Below are 17,377 nucleotides of genomic sequence, written 5' to 3'. Positions count from 1 at the left end.
CCGGCGATGAGTCTGCAAGAGTTCTGGTTCGTCCTGATCGGTGTGCTGTTCACCGGCTACTTCGTGCTGGAGGGCTTCGATTTCGGCGTCGGCATGCTCATGCCGATCCTCGGCAAGGGGTCCGACCGGCGCAGGCGCGCGGTGCTCAACACGATCGGGCCGGTGTGGGACGCCAACGAAGTCTGGTTGATCACCGCGGGCGCCGCGATGTTCGCGGCGTTCCCGGAGTGGTACGCGAGCCTGTTCTCCGGCTTCTACCTGGCGTTGCTGCTGGTGCTCGTCGCGCTGATCCTGCGGATCTGCGCCATCGAGTACCGCGGCAAGATCGATGATCCGGGCTGGCGGGCCCGCTGCGACATCGGCATCGGCATCGGCTCCTGGGTTCCGGCGCTGGCGTGGGGCTGGGTGTTCGCCAATGTGGTGCACGGTGTCCCGCTGAACGAGAAGAAGCAGTTCGCGGGCTCGGTCGCCGACTTGTTCGGCCCCTACGCCCTGCTCGGCGGGCTGGCGACCGGACTGCTGTTCGCGCTGCACGGAGCGATGTTCCTGGTGCTCAAGACCGCGGGCGAGGTCCGCGACGACGCACGACGCACCGCTCGGCTGCTGCTCGTCCCGACCGTGGTCGTCGTCGGCGGATTCGGATTGTGGACGCAGCTGGCCTACGGGAACGGCTGGACCTGGATCCCATTGGGGCTGGCCGTGCTCGGTCTGGTCGTGGCGGCGGCGGCCGATCTCGCGCAGCGCGACGGGTGGGCGTTCACCGGCACCACGGTGACCGTCGCGGCGGCGACCGCGCTGCTGTTCGGTTCGCTGTTCCCCGCGGTGCTTCCCTCGACGATCGATGCGGCGTTCGACCTGACGGTTTACAACGCGTCCTCCACGCCGTACACGCTGAAGGTGATGAGCTGGGCCGCCGCGCTGGTCACGCCGGTCGTGCTGGTGTACCAGGGCTGGACGTACTGGGTGTTCCGCAAGCGCATCACCGTCGAGCAGATCCCGCCCCCGGTCGGCCTGCCCCTGCGGGTCGCGCAGGATTGACGCCATGGCCCGCCCGCCGATCGATCCGCGCCTGTGGCGTTATGCCCGCTCGGCACGCAGCTACCTCGCGCTGAGCGTGGCGCTGTCGCTCGTCGTCACCGGCGCGATCGTGGTCGCGGCGGTGCTGATCGGGCGGGTGCTCGCCGGGGTGGTCACCGATCCGAGTGCGCGCACGCTCGGCGCGTGGACGGTCGAACTCGTCGTGCTCGCGGTCGCGATCGCGGCCCGGGTGCTCGCCACGTGGGCGCAGTCCCGGCTGGCGCACCGAGCGGGCGCGAGCGTGGTGGCGGAGCTGGAAGGCGCGGTGCTCGGTGCGGGCGCACGGCTGTCGCCTCGCGAACTCGACGCGCGTCGAACGGAATTGGCCGTGGTCGTCGGCACGGGCCTGTCCGGGCTGCGCGGATATCTTGTCGGCTACCTGCCCGCTCTGCTGCTGGCGGTGCTGGTTCCACCGATCGTGCTCGCGGTCATCGCGGCCCACGATGTGACTTCCGGTGTGATCGTGGTGATCACCTTGCCGCTCATCCCGATCTTCATGATCCTCATCGGGCTGCTGACCCAGGGCCGGGCGGAAGCCACGCTCGCGGCCACCACCCGGCTGTCGGACCAAATGCTCGATCTGTTCGCGGGCATGCCGACATTGCGTGCGCTCGGCCGCGAGACCGGCGACGCGCAGCCCGAGCCCACTGCGCGGGGACAGCGGAACGACACCGGGACGGGCGGTTCGACCGCACACGCGCACACCATGCGGCACCGTGTTCGCGATCTCGGCGACGCGCTGCGCCGGCGCACCATGGGCGCGCTCCGCATCGCCTTTCTGTCTTCCATGGTGCTGGAGTTGCTCGCCACGCTGAGCGTGGCACTGATCGCGGTCTCCATCGGGCTGCGACTGGTCTTCGGTGAGATGAGTCTTTACGCGGGCTTGGTGGTGCTGGTGCTCGCCCCGGAGGTGTATCTGCCGCTGCGCATGGTGGGCGAACGTTTCCACGCCGCCCAGGACGGTATGGCGGCCGCGGACCGAGCGTTCGCGATCCTCGAGTCCACGCCCGCCGAGCCGACCGAGCGGCTACCCGGCCACGGCGCGCGGCGCGCGGCGGCGCACGCCGGTGTGGGCGCACCGGACGAGTCGGCCCACGCGGGTACATGCGACTGTCGACGCACCGAGCCGGAGAAGGCCGTGGTGACGGCTCGCCGCGGCAGTCCCCAGGACTCCGGCGCGGCCACGGCGCCTGACCACGAGCCGGTCGAGTCGCTGTCCAGCCGGGGCGTGCAGGGGGTGGCGCGCGTCGATGCGGTGCGGGACGAGTCGACGCGCGCCGGTGCATGCGGCCGCTGTGCCTTGCCGGAGGAAGCCGGGGTGACGGCTCGCCGCGGCAGCTCCGAGTGGCCCGGCACGGTCGAACTCCGCGACCTGTCGGTCCGGGCGCGGGACGGGTTCGCTCCCGCGGGCCTGTCGGCGATCTTGCGGCCCGGTGCCCTCACGGTGCTCGCCGGTCCCAACGGAAGCGGTAAATCTACCGCGGTACAGGCGATTCTGGGCCTGATCACACCCGACCGAGGTGCCGTGACCGTCGACGGGGTGGACGTCCGCGAACTGGACCAGGACCAATGGTGGGCGCGTGTGGCTTGGCTGCCGCAGCGGCCGGTGCTGGTTCCCGGCACATTGCGCGACAACCTCGAATTGCTCGGCGCGCGGACGGTGGACCACGCCGCACACGGCCCGGCGCGCGTCCTCGATGATCTCGAAGCCGCTTGTCTGGCAACTGGTTTCGATGCCGTGCTCGATGAACTGCCCGAGCGCTGGAACACGGTGGTCGGCCCCGGCGGCGTCGGCCTGTCGCTCGGTCAACGCCAGCGCCTCGCGCTGACCAGGGTGCTGGCCACCGATCGCCCGATCCTGCTGCTGGACGAGCCGACCGCGCACCTCGACGCCGCCGCCGAAGCCACCGTGCTGGCCGCACTCCAAGCCAGGGCCCGTATGGGCGCGACGGTCGTCGTCGTCGGCCACCGCCCGACCGTGCTGGCCGCCGCCGACCATGTCGTGCAGGTGCGCGCGGACCTGCGCACCTCGCGAGAGGAGGTGCCGGGATGAACACCGGCGGACGCGCGACGCGGGCCGTTCCGCGTGCCACCGGTTCCACGGTGCCCGGTGATCTGCGCCGAATGTGGGCGCTGCTCGAATTGTCCCGTTGGCGGGTCGCGGTGGCGATCGGATGGGGCGTGCTGGCGCTCGGCAGCGGGCTCGGGCTCGCCGCGTTGGCGGCCTGGCTGATCGCGCGTGCCTGGCAGATGCCGCCGGTGCTCGATCTGAGCATCGCCGTGGTGGCGGTGCGCGCGCTCGGCATCTCCCGTGGCTTGTGCCGGTACCTGGAACGTCTCGCCACGCACGACGTCGCACTGCGCGCTATGACAACAGCGCGAACCACGGTCTACCGGACGCTGGCTCGTTCGGATTTCTGGCTGCGCCGACCCGAGGTGTCGCCGAGTGGCGGCGATCGGTCGGGCAAGCCGCTGCGCCGCGGAGATCTCCTGGTCCGGATCGGCAGCGACATCGACGACTTGGGTGCCGTGGTGGTCCGCGCGTTCGTGCCGGTCGCGGTCGCCCTCGCGCTCTCACTCGCCGCCGTCGCTCTGCTGGCCACGATCTCGCCCGCCGCCGCCGCGATCCTGGCGGGTGCGCTGGTCCTGTCGGGCATCGTCGCACCGTGGTTGTCGGCCAAGGCGGCGTCCGAGGCGGAACGCGCCGTGCGGGCCGACCGGGCGGAGTTCACCGCTCAGGCCCTCACCGTGCTCGACCACGCCGCGGAACTACGCGTAGCCGGTCGCCTGGATGCCGCCCTCGCCGCGGCCGGGCAAGCGTCGCGCCGTGCGGTCGCCGCGGAAGATGGGGCGGCCGCGCGCAGCGCCTGGTCGGCCGCTGCCACGCCCCTGTCCATCGGCGCGGCTGTCCTCGGCGCGCTGCTGATCGGCATCACCCTCTACGGCCCGGACGGCGGCTCGCCAGGCGCGATGACGCCCATGGCGCTCGTCGTCCTGGTCCTCTTGCCCTTGTCGGCCTTCGAAGCGGTCGGCCCGCTGCCCACGGCGGCGCAGACGCTGACCACGGCCCGCGCGGCCCTGCATCGCCTGGATGGACTCGACCCCGATTCGCCCCCGAGTGCGTCGGTCGGCCCGTCGGCGCGGCAGACCACCCGCCCTCCACATGCAAAGGACGCGGCGAACGTCGCTCGGACTCTTCCCATCGACGCCCATGTGCCGGAACTGCCCTGCGGACGGCGGATCGCGGTGGTCGGCCCCAGCGGCGCGGGCAAGACGACTCTGCTCATGAAGTGGGCCGGGTTGTTCGACACGCCGCGCCCCGGCGTCACCTTCTTCGCCGAAGACGCGCACCTGTTCGGCACCTCCGTGCTGGAGAATCTGCGGGTCGCCCGCGGTGATCTGACCGCGGAAGAAGCCGAAGAAGCTTTGCGAACGGTCGGTCTCGGGAACTGGCTGGACGGGCTTCCGCAGGGTGTGCACACCGATCTCGTCGGGGGAGCGGCCGCCGTGTCGGGTGGCCAGCGTCGCCGGATCCTGCTCGCGCGCGCCCTGGTGTCACCGGCGCGGGTATTGCTGCTCGACGAACCGACCGAGCACTTGGAAGCCGAAGCCGGGGCGAAGCTGCTGCGCGACCTGTTGGACGCCGACAACGGTCTCGTGGAACCGGATCGGATCGTGGTCGTCGTCACGCATCAGCTCCCGGAAGACCATCGGGCCGACGCGGTGCTGCGAGTATCCGCATCAGGGCAGGTCACGACGGACTTCGCGGGGCACGGAACGCCATGTGGCAGCGCCGATTCAGCCCACCGAGAAAATCCGTTGCCGAGCTACTGACGCATCGCTAGATTCGTTCGTACACAGGAAGGAGGTGGTTCGAAGAATGATTATTCATAGGACACGTGAGGTGGCTGTCCGCTAGCGCCACCGCTGCAGGTGGATTTCGCCCGCGCGAGCGCTAGCGAATTCCAGGCAGTCACCCGGCCCCCGAGCCCCGGTCCGTCCGACCGGACCCGTGCGACCACAATCGCACCGGTATGGCTCGGGGGCTGTTCTGTTCCGCCTCTCCGGGTATTCAGGCCGTACCAGTGGGGTGGGGTGTGGGTTGGTCACAGGGCCTGCGTTGGGGATGTGGGTGGGTTTTGGGCGTTCCCGGTCAGTTACCCATGTGCTCGCGAGATCAGGTGTTGCGTTGGGGTGGAGTCGGTCAGGGGTTGCAGCAGACCACGTACTGCGTTCCGCTGCGGCTAGCCTGCGATTGCGTTGGGCAGCGCCGAGCGCGGCGGGGTGCCGTGCTGGGCGAGGAGAAATTCTCAGCCGATGTAGCGCTGGAGGCGGGCCGAGAGGCGGGGTTGGAGGGGGCCGTCGGCTACCACGCGTTCTTCGACGTAGGCCAGGTCGCCGCCCTCGACGATGCCGTAGAGGCGTTTGGCGCCGCCCACGACGATGCCGGACTGGCTGCGGATCACCACGTCGGTGGCCAGTTCCCAGGACGACTGGGACAGCGCTTGCCCGTAGAACAGCTCCACGATGCCGCCGCTGTGTGACAGCAGCAGTTCGATGACCTCGTCGTTGCCGTCGATGCCGACTCGCCAGAAGCCGCTCTCGCGCAAGTCGGGGCCGCCGTAGGCGCCGTCGGCCTCGATGACCCAGGACCGGGATTCCCAGGCGAGATAGTCGCCGCCGTCGTGTGAGACGACGATCTGCTGGCCGAAGTGGTAGTCCCCGCGCTCGGGATCGTTGCCCTCCCCCTCGCCGCGCCACACGCCCACCAGCGGGAGCAGCGCGAGCATCGAGGCGCTGAGGTCCGGGCCGAGGCGCAAGTTGGCTGTGTCCTCGGGCAGCGGAAGATCCGGTAGGACCGGGATGTTGCGGGCACCGGTCGATTTCGCCCGTTCGGCAGCCTCGGCTACGGCCTGGTCGCCGCTGCGGCGACCGGCGGAATCAGCCGGAGCGTTGCCGTTCAGTTGTTCACTCGCTCGCTCGGCCGGATTGGAACCTTCGCTCGCGAGTTCGCTCATGATTCGGTGAACAGCCGGTAGAAGACGTAGAGGCCGAACCAGCCGATCAGGACGGCCACGGCCACCAGCAGAATCTCGAAGAAGAGGACCACGTTTCGAGTCTAACGACCTCGCTTTCGCGGCGCGCAAACGGCCCCGGTGCTTCCGCGGAGCGGAAAGCGACCGGGGCCGTTCGACGACTGCGAGGTCTTACTTGGCGACCGCGACGTCCACCGCGTGGATGCCCGCGCCTTCGGGGCGCACCTCGGCGGAGCCGTTGCCCGCCGAGGACAGCGCGCGGACGGTCCACGAGCCGGGAGCCGCGAAGAACCGGAAGTCACCGGTGCCCGACGCGACGACCTCGGCGGTGAAATCACCGTTGCCGTCGAGCAGGCGCACGAACGCCCCGCCCACCGGCTGGCCGTCGGTGCTCAGGACACGGCCGGTGATGACCGTCTCCTTCTCCACGTCGACACCGGCCGGGATTGCCTGGCCCTGGGTAGGTGCTGCACACATATGGATTACTCTCCCAACTCGATCGGAGCGCCGACGAGCGAGCCGTACTCGGTCCAGCTGCCGTCGTAGTTCTTGACGTTCTGGTGGCCCAGCAGTTCCTGCAGCACGAACCAGGTGTGCGAGGAACGCTCGCCGATCCGGCAGTACGCGATGGTCTCCTTCTCGCCGTCCAGGCCGGCTTCCTGGTAGATCTCGGTCAGCTCGGCGTCGGACTTGAAGGTGCCGTCCTCGTTCGCGGCCTTGCTCCACGGCACGTTGATGGCGCCGGGGATGTGGCCGGGACGCTGGCTCTGCTCCTGCGGGAGGTGGGCGGGCGCCAGGATCTTGCCGCTGAACTCGTCGGGCGAACGCACGTCGACCAGGTTCTTGGTGCCGATGGCCGCGATGACCTCGTCACGGAAGGCGCGGATGTTCAGGTCGGGCGCCGACGCCTTGTACTGGGTGGCGGGCCGGTTCACCGGCTCGGTCGACAGCGGACGGCCGTCGAGTTCCCACTTCTTGCGACCGCCGTCGAGCAGCTTGACGTTGTTGTGGCCGTACAGCTTGAAGTACCAGTAGGCGTACGCGGCGAACCAGTTGTTGTTGCCGCCGTACAGGATGACCTCGTCGTCGTTCGAGATGCCGCGCGCCGAGAGCAGGTCGGAGAACTGCTCCTGGTTCACGAAGTCGCGACGAACCTGATCCTGCAGGTCCTTCTTCCAGTCGAGCCGGACGGCACCCTCGATGTGACCACCGTCGTAGGCGGAGGTGTCCTCGTCGACCTCGACGAACACGACGCCGGGGGCGTTGAGGTTCTCTTCGGCCCAGTCAACGGAGACCAGGACATCGGAGCGAGCCATTGTTTTCCTTTCAGAGATGACGTGCAGGGTCAGTTCGATGCCGGTGACGGGGTCCGGCGGAGGCGGGCTACCAGCGGATAGATCCGGCAACCCAGGCAGAGCCCGAACGCCGCGTTCAGGAACGCCGCGAACAAGGCGAAGCCGGCGAACACCGCGCCGACGATCGTGGAGCCGAGCGCGAAGCCCAGCAGGCTGACGGCCGCGAACACGAAACCGAGCAACTGCGCGAACCGCAGCGGGGCCGTCGGCTCGGTCTCGGTGGTCGGCGCGAGACGCGGCGCGACGACGGCCGCGTAGATCCGGCCGTAGGGGTGGCGGCGCGGGCCGAGGGCGGCGCCGACCGCGAAGACGACTGCTTGCAGGGCGATCAACACCCCCGCGGCGACCGGCGAGAACGCGGCGGCGAGCAGCACCACGACGAGGACGCCGGTGGTCACCCATGCGGCGAATCGTGGTCCGCGCACGTCGACCCGGTCGGAAGAAACGGGGATCGCTTCGGAAGTATTACGGATCTCGGTGGACATTGTGCGTACTCCTGCGCTGAATAAGTCCGATGACTGAAAATTTGCCAATTCGCCGGGGGATCGTGAGATCGCTCGCGCGGCGGACAGGGGTCGGCGTCAGGAAATCCGGAAAAGCCGACCGCTCAGCGGCACAGGCAGCAACAACCACCGAGCCGACACAGATCCACTGTGCGGCGTCGGGTGAGCATCAGCTCGTGGTTGGTAAGCACGTCAGCAGTTTACCCAATTCGGCGGGAGAATATGGACCCGGGGTGGATCACTTCCGTCCAGGGGGCTTGTCGTCGCAGCTCAGGCCGCCGCGGTCAGCGGCTCGAGCGCGGAGTGCAGATCCGTGGCCTTGGGCACGCCGGAGATGCGGAACCGTTCCCTGCCCGCGATGTCGAAGACGAACGTGGTGGGCAGCGAGAGCACGTTCAGCTCCCGGGCGAGCGCAGGCTCGGCGTCGATGTCCACCTCGATGTCCTGCGGCGGCTGCGGTGAGCCCGCGAGCTGGCCTGTGACGTTGGCAACCACCCGGCGAACAGCGGAGCACGGTCCGCACCACTCGGCGGAGAAATGCAGTACCGCGGGACCGGCGCCGGTCACGCCGACGGACGCCAGCAGTTCCGCGCGGGCGGTGTGGGACAGGTCGATGCCGTCGGCCGCGCGGATCTTGCCGTCGCGCCGGCGCAGCAGGACGCCCACCGCCAGCGCGGTGAGCAGTACTACTGCGAGGATGGTGACTTGGATCATGGTCGCTGCAATCGGTCGAGGTCGATCGTGACGTTCACGCCCTTGCCCTCCACGACGATCTGACCGCCCTGAGCGGAGACCTTGGTAGGCCGGACACCGAACGGCAACTCCTTGGTGTCGATGGTACGGGTGAAGCGGGCGAGGACCGCCGGGCGATCGGCCTCGGTGATCACCGCCACAGGCATGGTCTCGGTGCCGGGCGGGCCGCGGTAGAACCCGGTCGCCACGATTTTCACCTGATCGCCGTCGAGGAGCAGATCGGCCTGCACGCTGACTTTTTCACCGCCGTACTGCGCGCCGGGCGTCTCCGGCATGGTTCCGGTGAGCACCAGTGCGCCCGTGGTGGTCATGCCGGAACCGCCCGATCCGCCGGTCCCGTCGGACTTGTCGGCAGGCCGCGAGTGCACCTGCAGATCGGGAATGGCGAACAGCCTGCCGAGTTCGGTCGGCTCCACTCGCAACCGGCTGTCCACGCGCTCCACCGGGACGCCGCGCAGGCTGCCGTCGACGAGTTCGCCGACCGGCAGCCGCACCCCGGTCAGCGTCGCCTCGAGCGCGATCTCCCCCGGGATGTCCAGTCGCTTCGCGCGGGCCCGGATCTCCACGTGGTCGTAGCGGCTGTCCCAGGCCTGGCCGAGGAAGGGGAAACCGTGGATCGTCACTTCGGGATCGGCGGTGAGATCGGCGCCGTCGCGCAGCGCTCGGGACACGCGATACTCCGAATAGGCCGCGGTACTGAAGTCGACGACGACGGCGAACCCAGCCAGACACAGCAGGCCGATGATCAGCTTGCGCATGCTCCCCCGTCTCTCCGGGTCTCGGGCCGCGGCGGCCGGGAGCCGCGCGGCGCGCGTTCGGCTACCGCCTCGGGAGCCTCGCCGACGGCGGGCATGCCCGATACGTAACCCATGTACGCACCATATCGGTTGGCCCGGGCGGGGCTCCCGAGTGTCCTCCGGTGCGCTCGCCGACCCCGGAATGCGTGGTCATGCCTTGTTACGCGCTAATCTTGCATCCGATTACCTGTGATTAGCGACGTGGCCGCGGCGGTGCTGCCGCATCCACGTGGCTACGAGATGGGAGGAGGGCCCGTGGAGCTGCTCCTGCTTACCTCCGACCCCAACCCCGAGTCGGTGTTGCCCTCGCTCGCGTTGCTCGCGCACAACGTGCGCCCTGCGCCCACTGAGGTGGCCTCGCTGCTCGAGGCAGGCACGGCGGATGTCGCGCTGGTGGACGCCAGGACGGACCTGGCCGCCGCCCGCGGTCTGTGCCGCTTGCTCGGCAGCACCGGGTCATCGGTGCCGGTCGTCGCGGTGCTCACCGAGGGCGGCCTGGTCGCCGTGAACGCGGACTGGGGACTCGACGACATCCTGCTGCCCGGCACCGGCCCCGCCGAGCTCGACGCCAGGCTGCGGCTGCTGGTCGGCCGCAACGGCGGCGTGGCCAGCCCGGAGAACACCGGCAAGATCACCCTCGGTGAGCTGGTGATCGACGAGGGCACTTATACGGCGCGTCTGCGTGGCCGCCCGCTCGATCTCACCTACAAGGAGTTCGAGCTGCTGAAGTATCTGGCGCAGCACGCGGGCCGGGTGTTCACCCGCGCGCAGCTGCTGCAAGAGGTCTGGGGCTACGACTTCTTCGGCGGCACGCGCACCGTGGACGTACACGTGCGGCGGTTGCGCGCCAAGCTCGGCACCGAATACGAGTCGCTGATCGGCACGGTGCGCAATGTCGGCTACAAGGCCGTGCGCCCCTCGCGCGCGGCGGTCAAGGGGGAGCCGGTGAGCTTTCCGGACGACGACAACGAGGGCACCGACGATTCACCGCTCACGCCGGTCAACGGCTCCGTGCAGTAATCGTCGGCGGACCGTGCCCGCATCGCTTCGGCGGGGCTGAAATGCCACCTGCCGCTACGACGTTGCCAGGAGTGGACTCCATGCGGGGTCCGCAGGCTCGATGAACGGAGGCCGATGAGCGGCGCGACGACACAGTGGACCGACCGCCCCGACGCGGGCGACGCGCGGGCGGTCACCGATCTGCTCGCGCGCGCCACCGAGGCCGACGGTGTCGCCCCGGTCTCGGAACAGGCCGTGTTGTCGCTGACTTCGGGCGCGGATACCGGAGCGCGCCATCTGCTCGCGCGGCGCGAAGGCGCCGTCGTCGGCTACGCGAATCTCGTTCCGGCCCACGGCGAACACCCTGCTATGGCCGAGGTCGCGGTCGCCCCGGCTCGGCGCGGTCACGGCGTCGGTACCGATCTGGTCGCGGCAGCGCTGGCCGCGGGCGGTCCGGGCGCGCGGGTCTGGGCGCACGGCGACCGGCCGGCGGCCAAAGCCGTCGCAGCGCGGCTCGGGCTGCGGACCGTGCGTGAGTTGTGGCAGATGCGCCGGTCTCTAGCAACTCCTGAGCTACCGGAATTGGCCGTGCCGGACGGCATCGTGCTGCGCACCTACGCCGGTCCCGCCGACGACGCGGAATTGCTGCGAGTGAACGGCGCCGCCTTCGCCTGGCACCCGGAACAGGGCGCGTGGACCCGGCGTGACATCGAGATCCGCCGTGACGAGTCGTGGTTCGACCCGGCGGGCCTGTTCCTGGCATTCGACACCGCGGCCCCTGATCGTCTGCTGGGATTCCACTGGACCAAGGTGCATCACGCGGAGCAACCGCCGCTCGGCGAGGTCTACGTGGTCGGCATCGATCCGGCGGCGCAAGGGCGCGGACTCGGCCGGCTGCTCACCTTGACCGGTTTGCATCACCTGCGGGAGCGCGGGCTGGCCGAGGTTCTGCTCTACACCGAGGCCGACAATGTCGCCGCAGTGCGCACTTATACCCGTCTCGGATTCGCTCCGGCACATGTCGACGTCGCCTACGCGGCGGCGGAGGTTGAATAACAGGCGGCAGAATGGATGCGCGCCAGTAAAACTGCGGCAAACGTCACATCTACCAGGCGCAATCGCGCCGGGCTGTTCACTCTCCGTTCACTCAGGTCGGTCCAACTGTCAACCACATGACCTTAGGTTGAGTGAGGGCAGCACACTGCTGCCTGGTGCGCGAGTTCCCCGCGAACAGCACCACAACACCCGTCCGGGCCGGTGAGGGACCGGACGAGTAGGACGCCATTCCGGAGGAATAGTGAATCTCAAGCGCAGCAGCGCCCTCGTTGGTGTGCTGGCCGTCGGCGCCATGGCGCTGGCCGCCTGTGGCAGCGACGACAACACCTCGGCCGATTCGGGCAACGTGGCCAAGGTCGACGTCGCCTGCGGCGGCAAGAAGGCCCTCAAGGCCAGCGGCTCTTCGGCGCAGAAGAACGCGATGGAGCGCTTCATCGCCGCGTACGAGAAGAACTGCGACGGCGCCACGCTCAACTACACCTCGAGCGGCTCGGGCGCCGGTGTGAGCGAGTTCCTCGGTGGCCAGACCGATTTCGGTGGTTCCGACTCCCCGCTGAGCGCGAAGAAGGACGAGCCGAAGAAGGCCGCCGACCGCTGCGCCTCGCCCGCGTGGAACCTGCCGACCGTGTTCGGCCCGGTCGCGATCACCTACAACATCGACGGCGTGACCGATCTCGCGCTGGACGGCCCGACCGCCGCCAAGATCTTCAACGGCACCGTCACCACCTGGGACGCGCCCGAGATCAAGGCGCTGAACCCGAACGCCAAGCTGCCGTCCGAGCCGATCGCCGTGATCTTCCGCAGCGACGAGTCGGGCACCACCGACAACTTCCAGCTCTACCTGGACTCCGCCTCCGACGGCGCCTGGGGCAAGGGCGCGGGCAAGGCCTTCAACGGCGGCGTCGGCGCGGGCTCGAAGGGCAACGAGGGCACCTCGGCCGCGGTGAAGAGCACCAAGAACTCGATCACCTACAACGAGTGGTCGTTCGCGAAGGCGCAGAACCTGTCGATCGCGCGCATCATCACCTCGGCGAGCAAGGACCCGGTGACGCTGAGCGTCGCCTCGGCGGGCAAGGCGATCGAGTCCGCGAAGGTCTCCGGCCAGGGCAACGACCTGGTCATCGACACCTCCTCGTTCTACAAGCCGTCGGTGGCGGGCGCGTACCCGATCGTGATGCCGACCTACGAGATCGTGTGCTCGAAGTACTCCGACGCCGACACGTCGAAGGCGGTCAAGGCCTTCCTCACCTCGGCGGTCACCAACGGCCAGCAGGGCTTGGACGAGGCCGGGTACATCCCGATCCCGGAACAGTTCAAGACCAAGCTGACCACCGCCATCAACGCCATCTCCTGATAGCAGTCCCACATGACCGTGCACGACGAGGTTGCCGCCGCTGGTCCGTCTGATTCGACCGACCAGCGAGCAGGCGGAGATACTGCGCTCATGCCGAGCAAGCCGAGCACCGAACCGACCGCGAAGAGCCGTCGCCAGCACAGCCCGCGGGCGGAGATCATCTTCCGCTCGCTGGCGACGACGGCCGGTGCGATCATCGTCGCGTCCATCGCGTTGATCGCGCTGTTCCTGCTCATCCGGGCGGTGCCGTCGGTGCTGGCGAACGAGGCGAACTTCTTCACCAGCACCGAGTTCAACACCTCGGACGCCAACCACTTAAGGTTCGGCATCCGGGATCTGTTCATGGTGACGGTGCTCAGTTCGGTCTTCGCCTTGGTGATCGCCGTTCCGATCGGCATCGGCATCGCGCTGTTTCTGACGCACTACGCGCCGAAGACGCTGGCACGGCCGTTCTCGGTGCTCGTCGATCTGCTCGCGGCGGTGCCCTCGATCGTGTTCGGTCTGTGGGGAATCCTGGTGCTCGCTCCGCAACTGGAGCCGATCCAGAACTTCTTGAACGACAACCTGGGATGGCTGTTCCTCTTCGATGACGGCAACATCCCGCTCGCCAGCGGCGGCACGATCTTCACCGCGGGCGTCGTGCTCGCGGTGATGATCCTGCCGATCATCACGTCGGTCAGCCGTGAGGTGTTCAACCTCACCCCCCGTGCGCACATCGAGGCGGCGCAGGCGCTCGGCGCGACGAAGTGGGAAGTCGTGCGGATGACGGTGCTGCCCTACGGGCGCAGCGGCATGATCGCCGGCGCCATGCTCGGCCTCGGCCGCGCGCTCGGTGAGACCATCGCCGTGTTGATCGTGCTGAAGACGGCCGCGCAGCCAGGACACTGGTCGGTGTTCGACGGCGGCTACACCTTCGCCTCCAAAATCGCCTCGGCCGCCGCGGAGTTCAGTGCCCCGCTGCCGACCGGCGCGTACATCGCGGCAGGCTTCGTGCTGTTCGCGCTGACCTTCGTCGTGAACGCGCTCGCTCGACTGGCCGCGGGCGGAAGGGTGAACGGGTGATGACCTCCTCGACTCTGGACCGGCCGATCAAGCCGCCCACCTTCCGCGATGTGAGCCTGGCGCGAAAGGTACGCAACAACGTCGCGACCGGCTTGGTGTGGCTGGCCTTCGCGGTCGCGCTGGTACCGCTGGCCTGGGTCCTGATCATGGTGATCAGCAAGGGCTTCAGCGCAGTGGTCCGGGCGGACTGGTGGCAGAACTCGCTGAAGGGTGTGCTGCCCAACCAGATGGCCGGCGGCGTCTACCACGCCATCTACGGCACCCTCGTGCAGTCGCTGGTCGCGACGGTGATCGCGGTGCCGCTCGGCATCATGGCCGCGGTGTACCTGGTCGAGTACGGCCGCGGCTTGCTGGCCAAGGTCACCACCTTCATGGTCGACATCCTGGCCGGCGTCCCGTCGATCGTCGCGGCGCTGTTCATCTTCGCGCTGTGGATCGCGACGCTCGGATTCCCGCAGAGCTCGCTGGCGGTGTCGCTGGCCTTGGTGCTGCTGATGTTGCCCGTGGTCGTCCGCAGCACCGAGGAAATGCTGAAACTGGTGCCGGACGAACTGCGTGAAGCGTCCTACGCGCTGGGCATCCCGAAGTGGAAGACCATCGTGCGGATCGTGGTGCCCACCGCGCTGCCCGGCATGATCAGCGGCATCCTGCTGGCCATCGCCAGGGTGATGGGCGAGACCGCTCCCGTGCTGGTGCTGGTCGGCTACAGCAAGTCGATCAACACGAACATCTTCGACGGCAACATGGCGTCGCTGCCGCTGTTGATCTACCAGGAGCTGGCCAACCCCGAAGCTGCCGGACGCGAGCGGGTCTGGGGCGCGGCACTGACCCTGATCCTCATCATCGCCCTCCTCTACCTGGCGGCTGCGGTCCTCAACCGCCTGCTCACCCGGAACCGATAGAAGCGGAACGGATTACCGACAATGGCCAAGCGGATCGACGTCAAAGATCTGAACATCTACTACGGCAAGTTCCACGCCGTGTCCGATGTCTCGCTGACCGTGCTGCCGCGCAGCGTGACCGCCTTCATCGGTCCCTCCGGCTGTGGCAAGTCCACCGTGCTGCGTTCGCTCAACCGCATGCACGAGGTAACCCCGAATGCCAGGGTCGAGGGCGCGGTGTTGCTGGACGGCGAGGACATCTACGGCACGCAGGTCGACCCGGTGGGTGTGCGCCGCACGATCGGCATGGTCTTCCAGCGGCCCAACCCGTTCCCCACGATGTCCATCAAGGACAACGTGGTCGCGGGTCTGAAGCTGCAGGGCGTGCGCAACAAGAAGGAACTCGACGAGGTCGCCGAGCGCTCGCTGCGCGGCGCCAACCTGTGGAACGAGGTGAAGGACCGCCTGGACAAGCCGGGCGGCGGCCTCTCCGGCGGTCAGCAGCAGCGTCTGTGCATCGCGCGCGCCATCGCGGTTTCGCCCGACGTGCTGCTGATGGACGAGCCCTGTTCGGCGCTCGACCCGATCTCGACCCTGGCGATCGAGGATTTGATCACCGAGTTGAAGAAGGAATTCACCATCGTCATCGTCACCCACAACATGCAGCAGGCCGCGCGCGTGAGTGACCAGACCGGTTTCTTCAACCTGGAGGCCCAGGGCAAGCCGGGCAAGCTGATCGAGATCGACGACACCGAGAAGATCTTCTCCAACCCGTCGCAGAAGGCCACGGAGGACTACATCTCCGGTCGCTTCGGCTGATCTCGAGGCGGGTTCCGCATCCGCGGACGCGCCGCATACGCAAAACGAAGGCCCTGGGCGGTGACCACCCCCAGGGCCTTCGGATATTCGGGCCTCGGCTATTCGTCGAGAGGCGGGGTCTCGAACAGCGGCGTCGGCGTGGATTGCACTCGGCGCGTGTGCTCCGGATCCGATTCACGATTCGCCGCTGATATTCCTCCGAGCAGTCCGGTGCTCGCGGGTGCGGTGGACGGGGAACCGGACGCGGACGCGGGAGCAGTGCTCGGACTGCCGGAGTCGGCATTGGTGTAGCTCGCCTGCCGGACGGACGCCGGTTGGTCCTGCTTGGTTTCCGCGTGTTGCGACGAATTCGGTTTATCCGTCTTGCTGTTCTCGGTGCCTGCCGGATGGTCGGTCTTCGAATCGGTGGACTTCGCGTTCGGATCTTCCGTTTTCGCGTTCGGATCGGTGGCTGCGGGTTGTCCGGTCGTGGGATCGGTGGCCGCCGGATCCTGCTTCGGGGTCCCGGTTCCGGCGGGGTCACCCGTGGACGGTGAGTCCGTGTGCGTGCCGTCCGTTTGGTGCGTTCCGGCGATCGTGTCGACGGCGTTCGCGAACTTCTCGGCGCTGGTACCGGCGGCCTCGATCAGACCCTTTCCAGCCTCCCCGCCTGCTTTGATGATGTCGTCGAGATCGTCGTCGAGTTTGCCGATGGATTCGATCAGCGTGGGCACATTGCCGGTGATCTGGCTGACCGAGGTGATCAAACTCGTCACATCCGACGGCTTCCACGAGTTCGGGTCGCTGGCCGCACCGGTGGAGGCGGACTTGTCCTCGGAGCCGTTGCCGGTGCCTTTGTCTTTGCCGTCCCCGGTGTCTTTGTTCTTTCCGTCGCCGGTGTCTTGCTTGTCTTTGCCGTCGGCCGTTTCTTTCTTGTCCTTACCATCGCCCGACTCGCCGCTGTCCTGTTTGTTCTCGGCGCCGGTCTGGTCGGCGGACTGCTGTTGGGCGGCGATCGGACTCGCCTGCGGTGTGCTCGCGGGGGCCGTCTGGTCGGACTGCTTGCTGTCGTCCGCTGGTGTGCCTGCGGCCTGGTCCGTGGCCGAGGCGTCGGACTGGTTGCTGTACAACGCGAGAGCCGGGTCCGTCCCGTCGGCGGACTTGTCGCTGTCGAGCGGGTCGCCGTCGCCGAGTTGAGCGGCTCGGGTGCTGACGTCGCCGCTCGCCTGCTCGATCTTCGCCGCGACGTCCGTCTGGGTGCCGAGCAGTTCGTTCATGGCGGTGGTGATGGCGGTCTGGTAGGTGAACTGCGCATCACCGTCCTCGTCCGAGGCGCCCGGCCCGGGAGTGACCTGCCAGTCCTCGGAGACGGTGAATCCGGCCGCGACGGCCTCATCGACCTTGTCCAGCAACGTTTGGCGGAATCCGACGAGGCTGGTACCACTGTCGATCAATGTCTGGGCGAGCGTCTCGGTATCCAACGCCACCTTGTTCGCCGTGTCGCGGTCGCCTGCGATGCGGTCGTACGCGGCGTAATAGGCGTCACCGCTCCAATGCGCGCCCGCTGCCCGGATCTGCGTCACCGTTTGATCGATCAGGGAAACGAATTCGCCGTTGCGCGTGCGTATTTCGGTACCGGCTTCGCTCAGTTTCCACGGCTGCCATTCCGACCGCACCTGGCTGAGGGTTGGCGTACTGCTCGTAGA

Annotated in this window: 16 protein-coding genes; 9 read left to right on the top strand and 7 right to left on the bottom strand. The window is 68.2% G+C overall.

Annotated features, from left to right (window positions below):
* Window positions 1-6: 6 nt before the first annotated feature.
* The 3 genes from cydB to cydC all read left to right on the top strand — a co-directional run bounded on the left by cydB (window position 7) and on the right by cydC (window position 4,911).
* Complete coding sequence (cydB, locus tag ACWESM_RS06245) at window positions 7-1,038, top strand: cytochrome d ubiquinol oxidase subunit II (RefSeq protein WP_452491055.1); 1,032 nt, start codon at window positions 7-9, stop codon at window positions 1,036-1,038.
* A gap of 4 nt (window positions 1,039-1,042) precedes the next feature.
* Window positions 1,043-3,130: an ABC transporter ATP-binding protein/permease gene (locus tag ACWESM_RS06240; protein ID WP_397275098.1), complete on the top strand. Its 2,088-nt coding sequence runs from the start codon at window positions 1,043-1,045 to the stop codon at window positions 3,128-3,130.
* 71 nt (window positions 3,131-3,201) lie between these two features.
* Window positions 3,202-4,911, top strand: a complete 1,710-nt coding sequence (gene cydC / locus ACWESM_RS06235) for a thiol reductant ABC exporter subunit CydC (protein ID WP_452491128.1) — start codon at window positions 3,202-3,204, stop codon at window positions 4,909-4,911.
* Between the two features lie 476 nt (window positions 4,912-5,387).
* Here the strand turns inward: cydC and ACWESM_RS06230 are convergent, their stop codons facing one another.
* The 6 genes from ACWESM_RS06230 to ACWESM_RS06205 form a co-directional block, all read right to left on the bottom strand.
* Window positions 5,388-6,095, bottom strand: a complete 708-nt coding sequence (locus tag ACWESM_RS06230; RefSeq protein WP_355076977.1) for an FABP family protein — start codon at window positions 6,093-6,095, stop codon at window positions 5,388-5,390.
* Window positions 6,096-6,284: 189 nt separating this feature from the next.
* Window positions 6,285-6,590, bottom strand: a complete 306-nt coding sequence (locus ACWESM_RS06225) for a DUF1416 domain-containing protein (RefSeq protein WP_063023277.1) — start codon at window positions 6,588-6,590, stop codon at window positions 6,285-6,287.
* Between the two features lie 5 nt (window positions 6,591-6,595).
* Window positions 6,596-7,429, bottom strand: a complete 834-nt coding sequence (locus ACWESM_RS06220) for a sulfurtransferase (protein ID WP_355076979.1) — start codon at window positions 7,427-7,429, stop codon at window positions 6,596-6,598.
* Between the two features lie 29 nt (window positions 7,430-7,458).
* On the bottom strand, window positions 7,459-7,953 hold the full coding sequence (locus ACWESM_RS06215; RefSeq protein ID WP_364425042.1) for a DUF4395 domain-containing protein: 495 nt from the start codon (window positions 7,951-7,953) through the stop codon (window positions 7,459-7,461).
* Window positions 7,954-8,241: 288 nt separating this feature from the next.
* Window positions 8,242-8,685 (bottom strand): thioredoxin family protein, encoded by a 444-nt coding sequence (locus ACWESM_RS06210; protein WP_355076982.1) that lies wholly within the window; start codon window positions 8,683-8,685, stop codon window positions 8,242-8,244.
* Window positions 8,682-9,482 (bottom strand): LmeA family phospholipid-binding protein, encoded by an 801-nt coding sequence (locus ACWESM_RS06205; RefSeq protein WP_355076984.1) that lies wholly within the window; start codon window positions 9,480-9,482, stop codon window positions 8,682-8,684. The genes ACWESM_RS06210 and ACWESM_RS06205 overlap by 4 nt, the downstream gene beginning before the upstream one ends.
* 294 nt (window positions 9,483-9,776) lie before the next feature.
* Here ACWESM_RS06205 and ACWESM_RS06200 point away from each other — a divergent pair, with 294 nt between their 5' ends.
* The 6 genes from ACWESM_RS06200 (at window position 9,777) to pstB (ending at window position 15,692) form a co-directional block, all read left to right on the top strand.
* A complete protein-coding gene (locus tag ACWESM_RS06200) occupies window positions 9,777-10,541 on the top strand; it encodes a winged helix-turn-helix transcriptional regulator (protein ID WP_355076986.1) in 765 nt (254 codons plus the stop codon).
* A gap of 114 nt (window positions 10,542-10,655) precedes the next feature.
* A complete protein-coding gene (mshD, locus tag ACWESM_RS06195) occupies window positions 10,656-11,576 on the top strand; it encodes a mycothiol synthase (protein ID WP_397275096.1) in 921 nt (306 codons plus the stop codon).
* A 241-nt stretch (window positions 11,577-11,817) separates the two neighbouring features.
* A complete protein-coding gene (gene pstS / locus ACWESM_RS06190; protein ID WP_355076989.1) occupies window positions 11,818-12,930 on the top strand; it encodes a phosphate ABC transporter substrate-binding protein PstS in 1,113 nt (370 codons plus the stop codon).
* A 90-nt stretch (window positions 12,931-13,020) separates the two neighbouring features.
* Window positions 13,021-13,992 carry a phosphate ABC transporter permease subunit PstC gene (gene pstC / locus ACWESM_RS06185; RefSeq protein WP_355076991.1) on the top strand — a complete coding sequence of 324 codons (972 nt, stop codon included), beginning with the start codon at window positions 13,021-13,023 and terminating at the stop codon, window positions 13,990-13,992.
* Window positions 13,992-14,894: a phosphate ABC transporter permease PstA gene (gene pstA, locus ACWESM_RS06180; RefSeq protein WP_379250443.1), complete on the top strand. Its 903-nt coding sequence runs from the start codon at window positions 13,992-13,994 to the stop codon at window positions 14,892-14,894. Before pstC ends, pstA begins: the two co-directional genes overlap by 1 nt.
* Window positions 14,895-14,915: 21 nt before the next feature.
* Window positions 14,916-15,692 (top strand): phosphate ABC transporter ATP-binding protein PstB, encoded by a 777-nt coding sequence (pstB, locus tag ACWESM_RS06175; RefSeq protein ID WP_039795034.1) that lies wholly within the window; start codon window positions 14,916-14,918, stop codon window positions 15,690-15,692.
* A gap of 98 nt (window positions 15,693-15,790) precedes the next feature.
* Here the strand turns inward: pstB and ACWESM_RS06170 are convergent, their stop codons facing one another.
* Window positions 15,791-17,347 carry a hypothetical protein gene (locus ACWESM_RS06170; protein ID WP_452491054.1) on the bottom strand — a complete coding sequence of 519 codons (1,557 nt, stop codon included), beginning with the start codon at window positions 17,345-17,347 and terminating at the stop codon, window positions 15,791-15,793.
* Between the last annotated feature and the right edge of the window lie 30 nt (window positions 17,348-17,377).

This window comes from Nocardia sp. NPDC003999 (assembly GCF_053604885.1).
The sequence above is the reverse complement of the archived record's forward strand: the minus strand, read 5'-3'. Positions and strand labels throughout refer to the sequence as shown.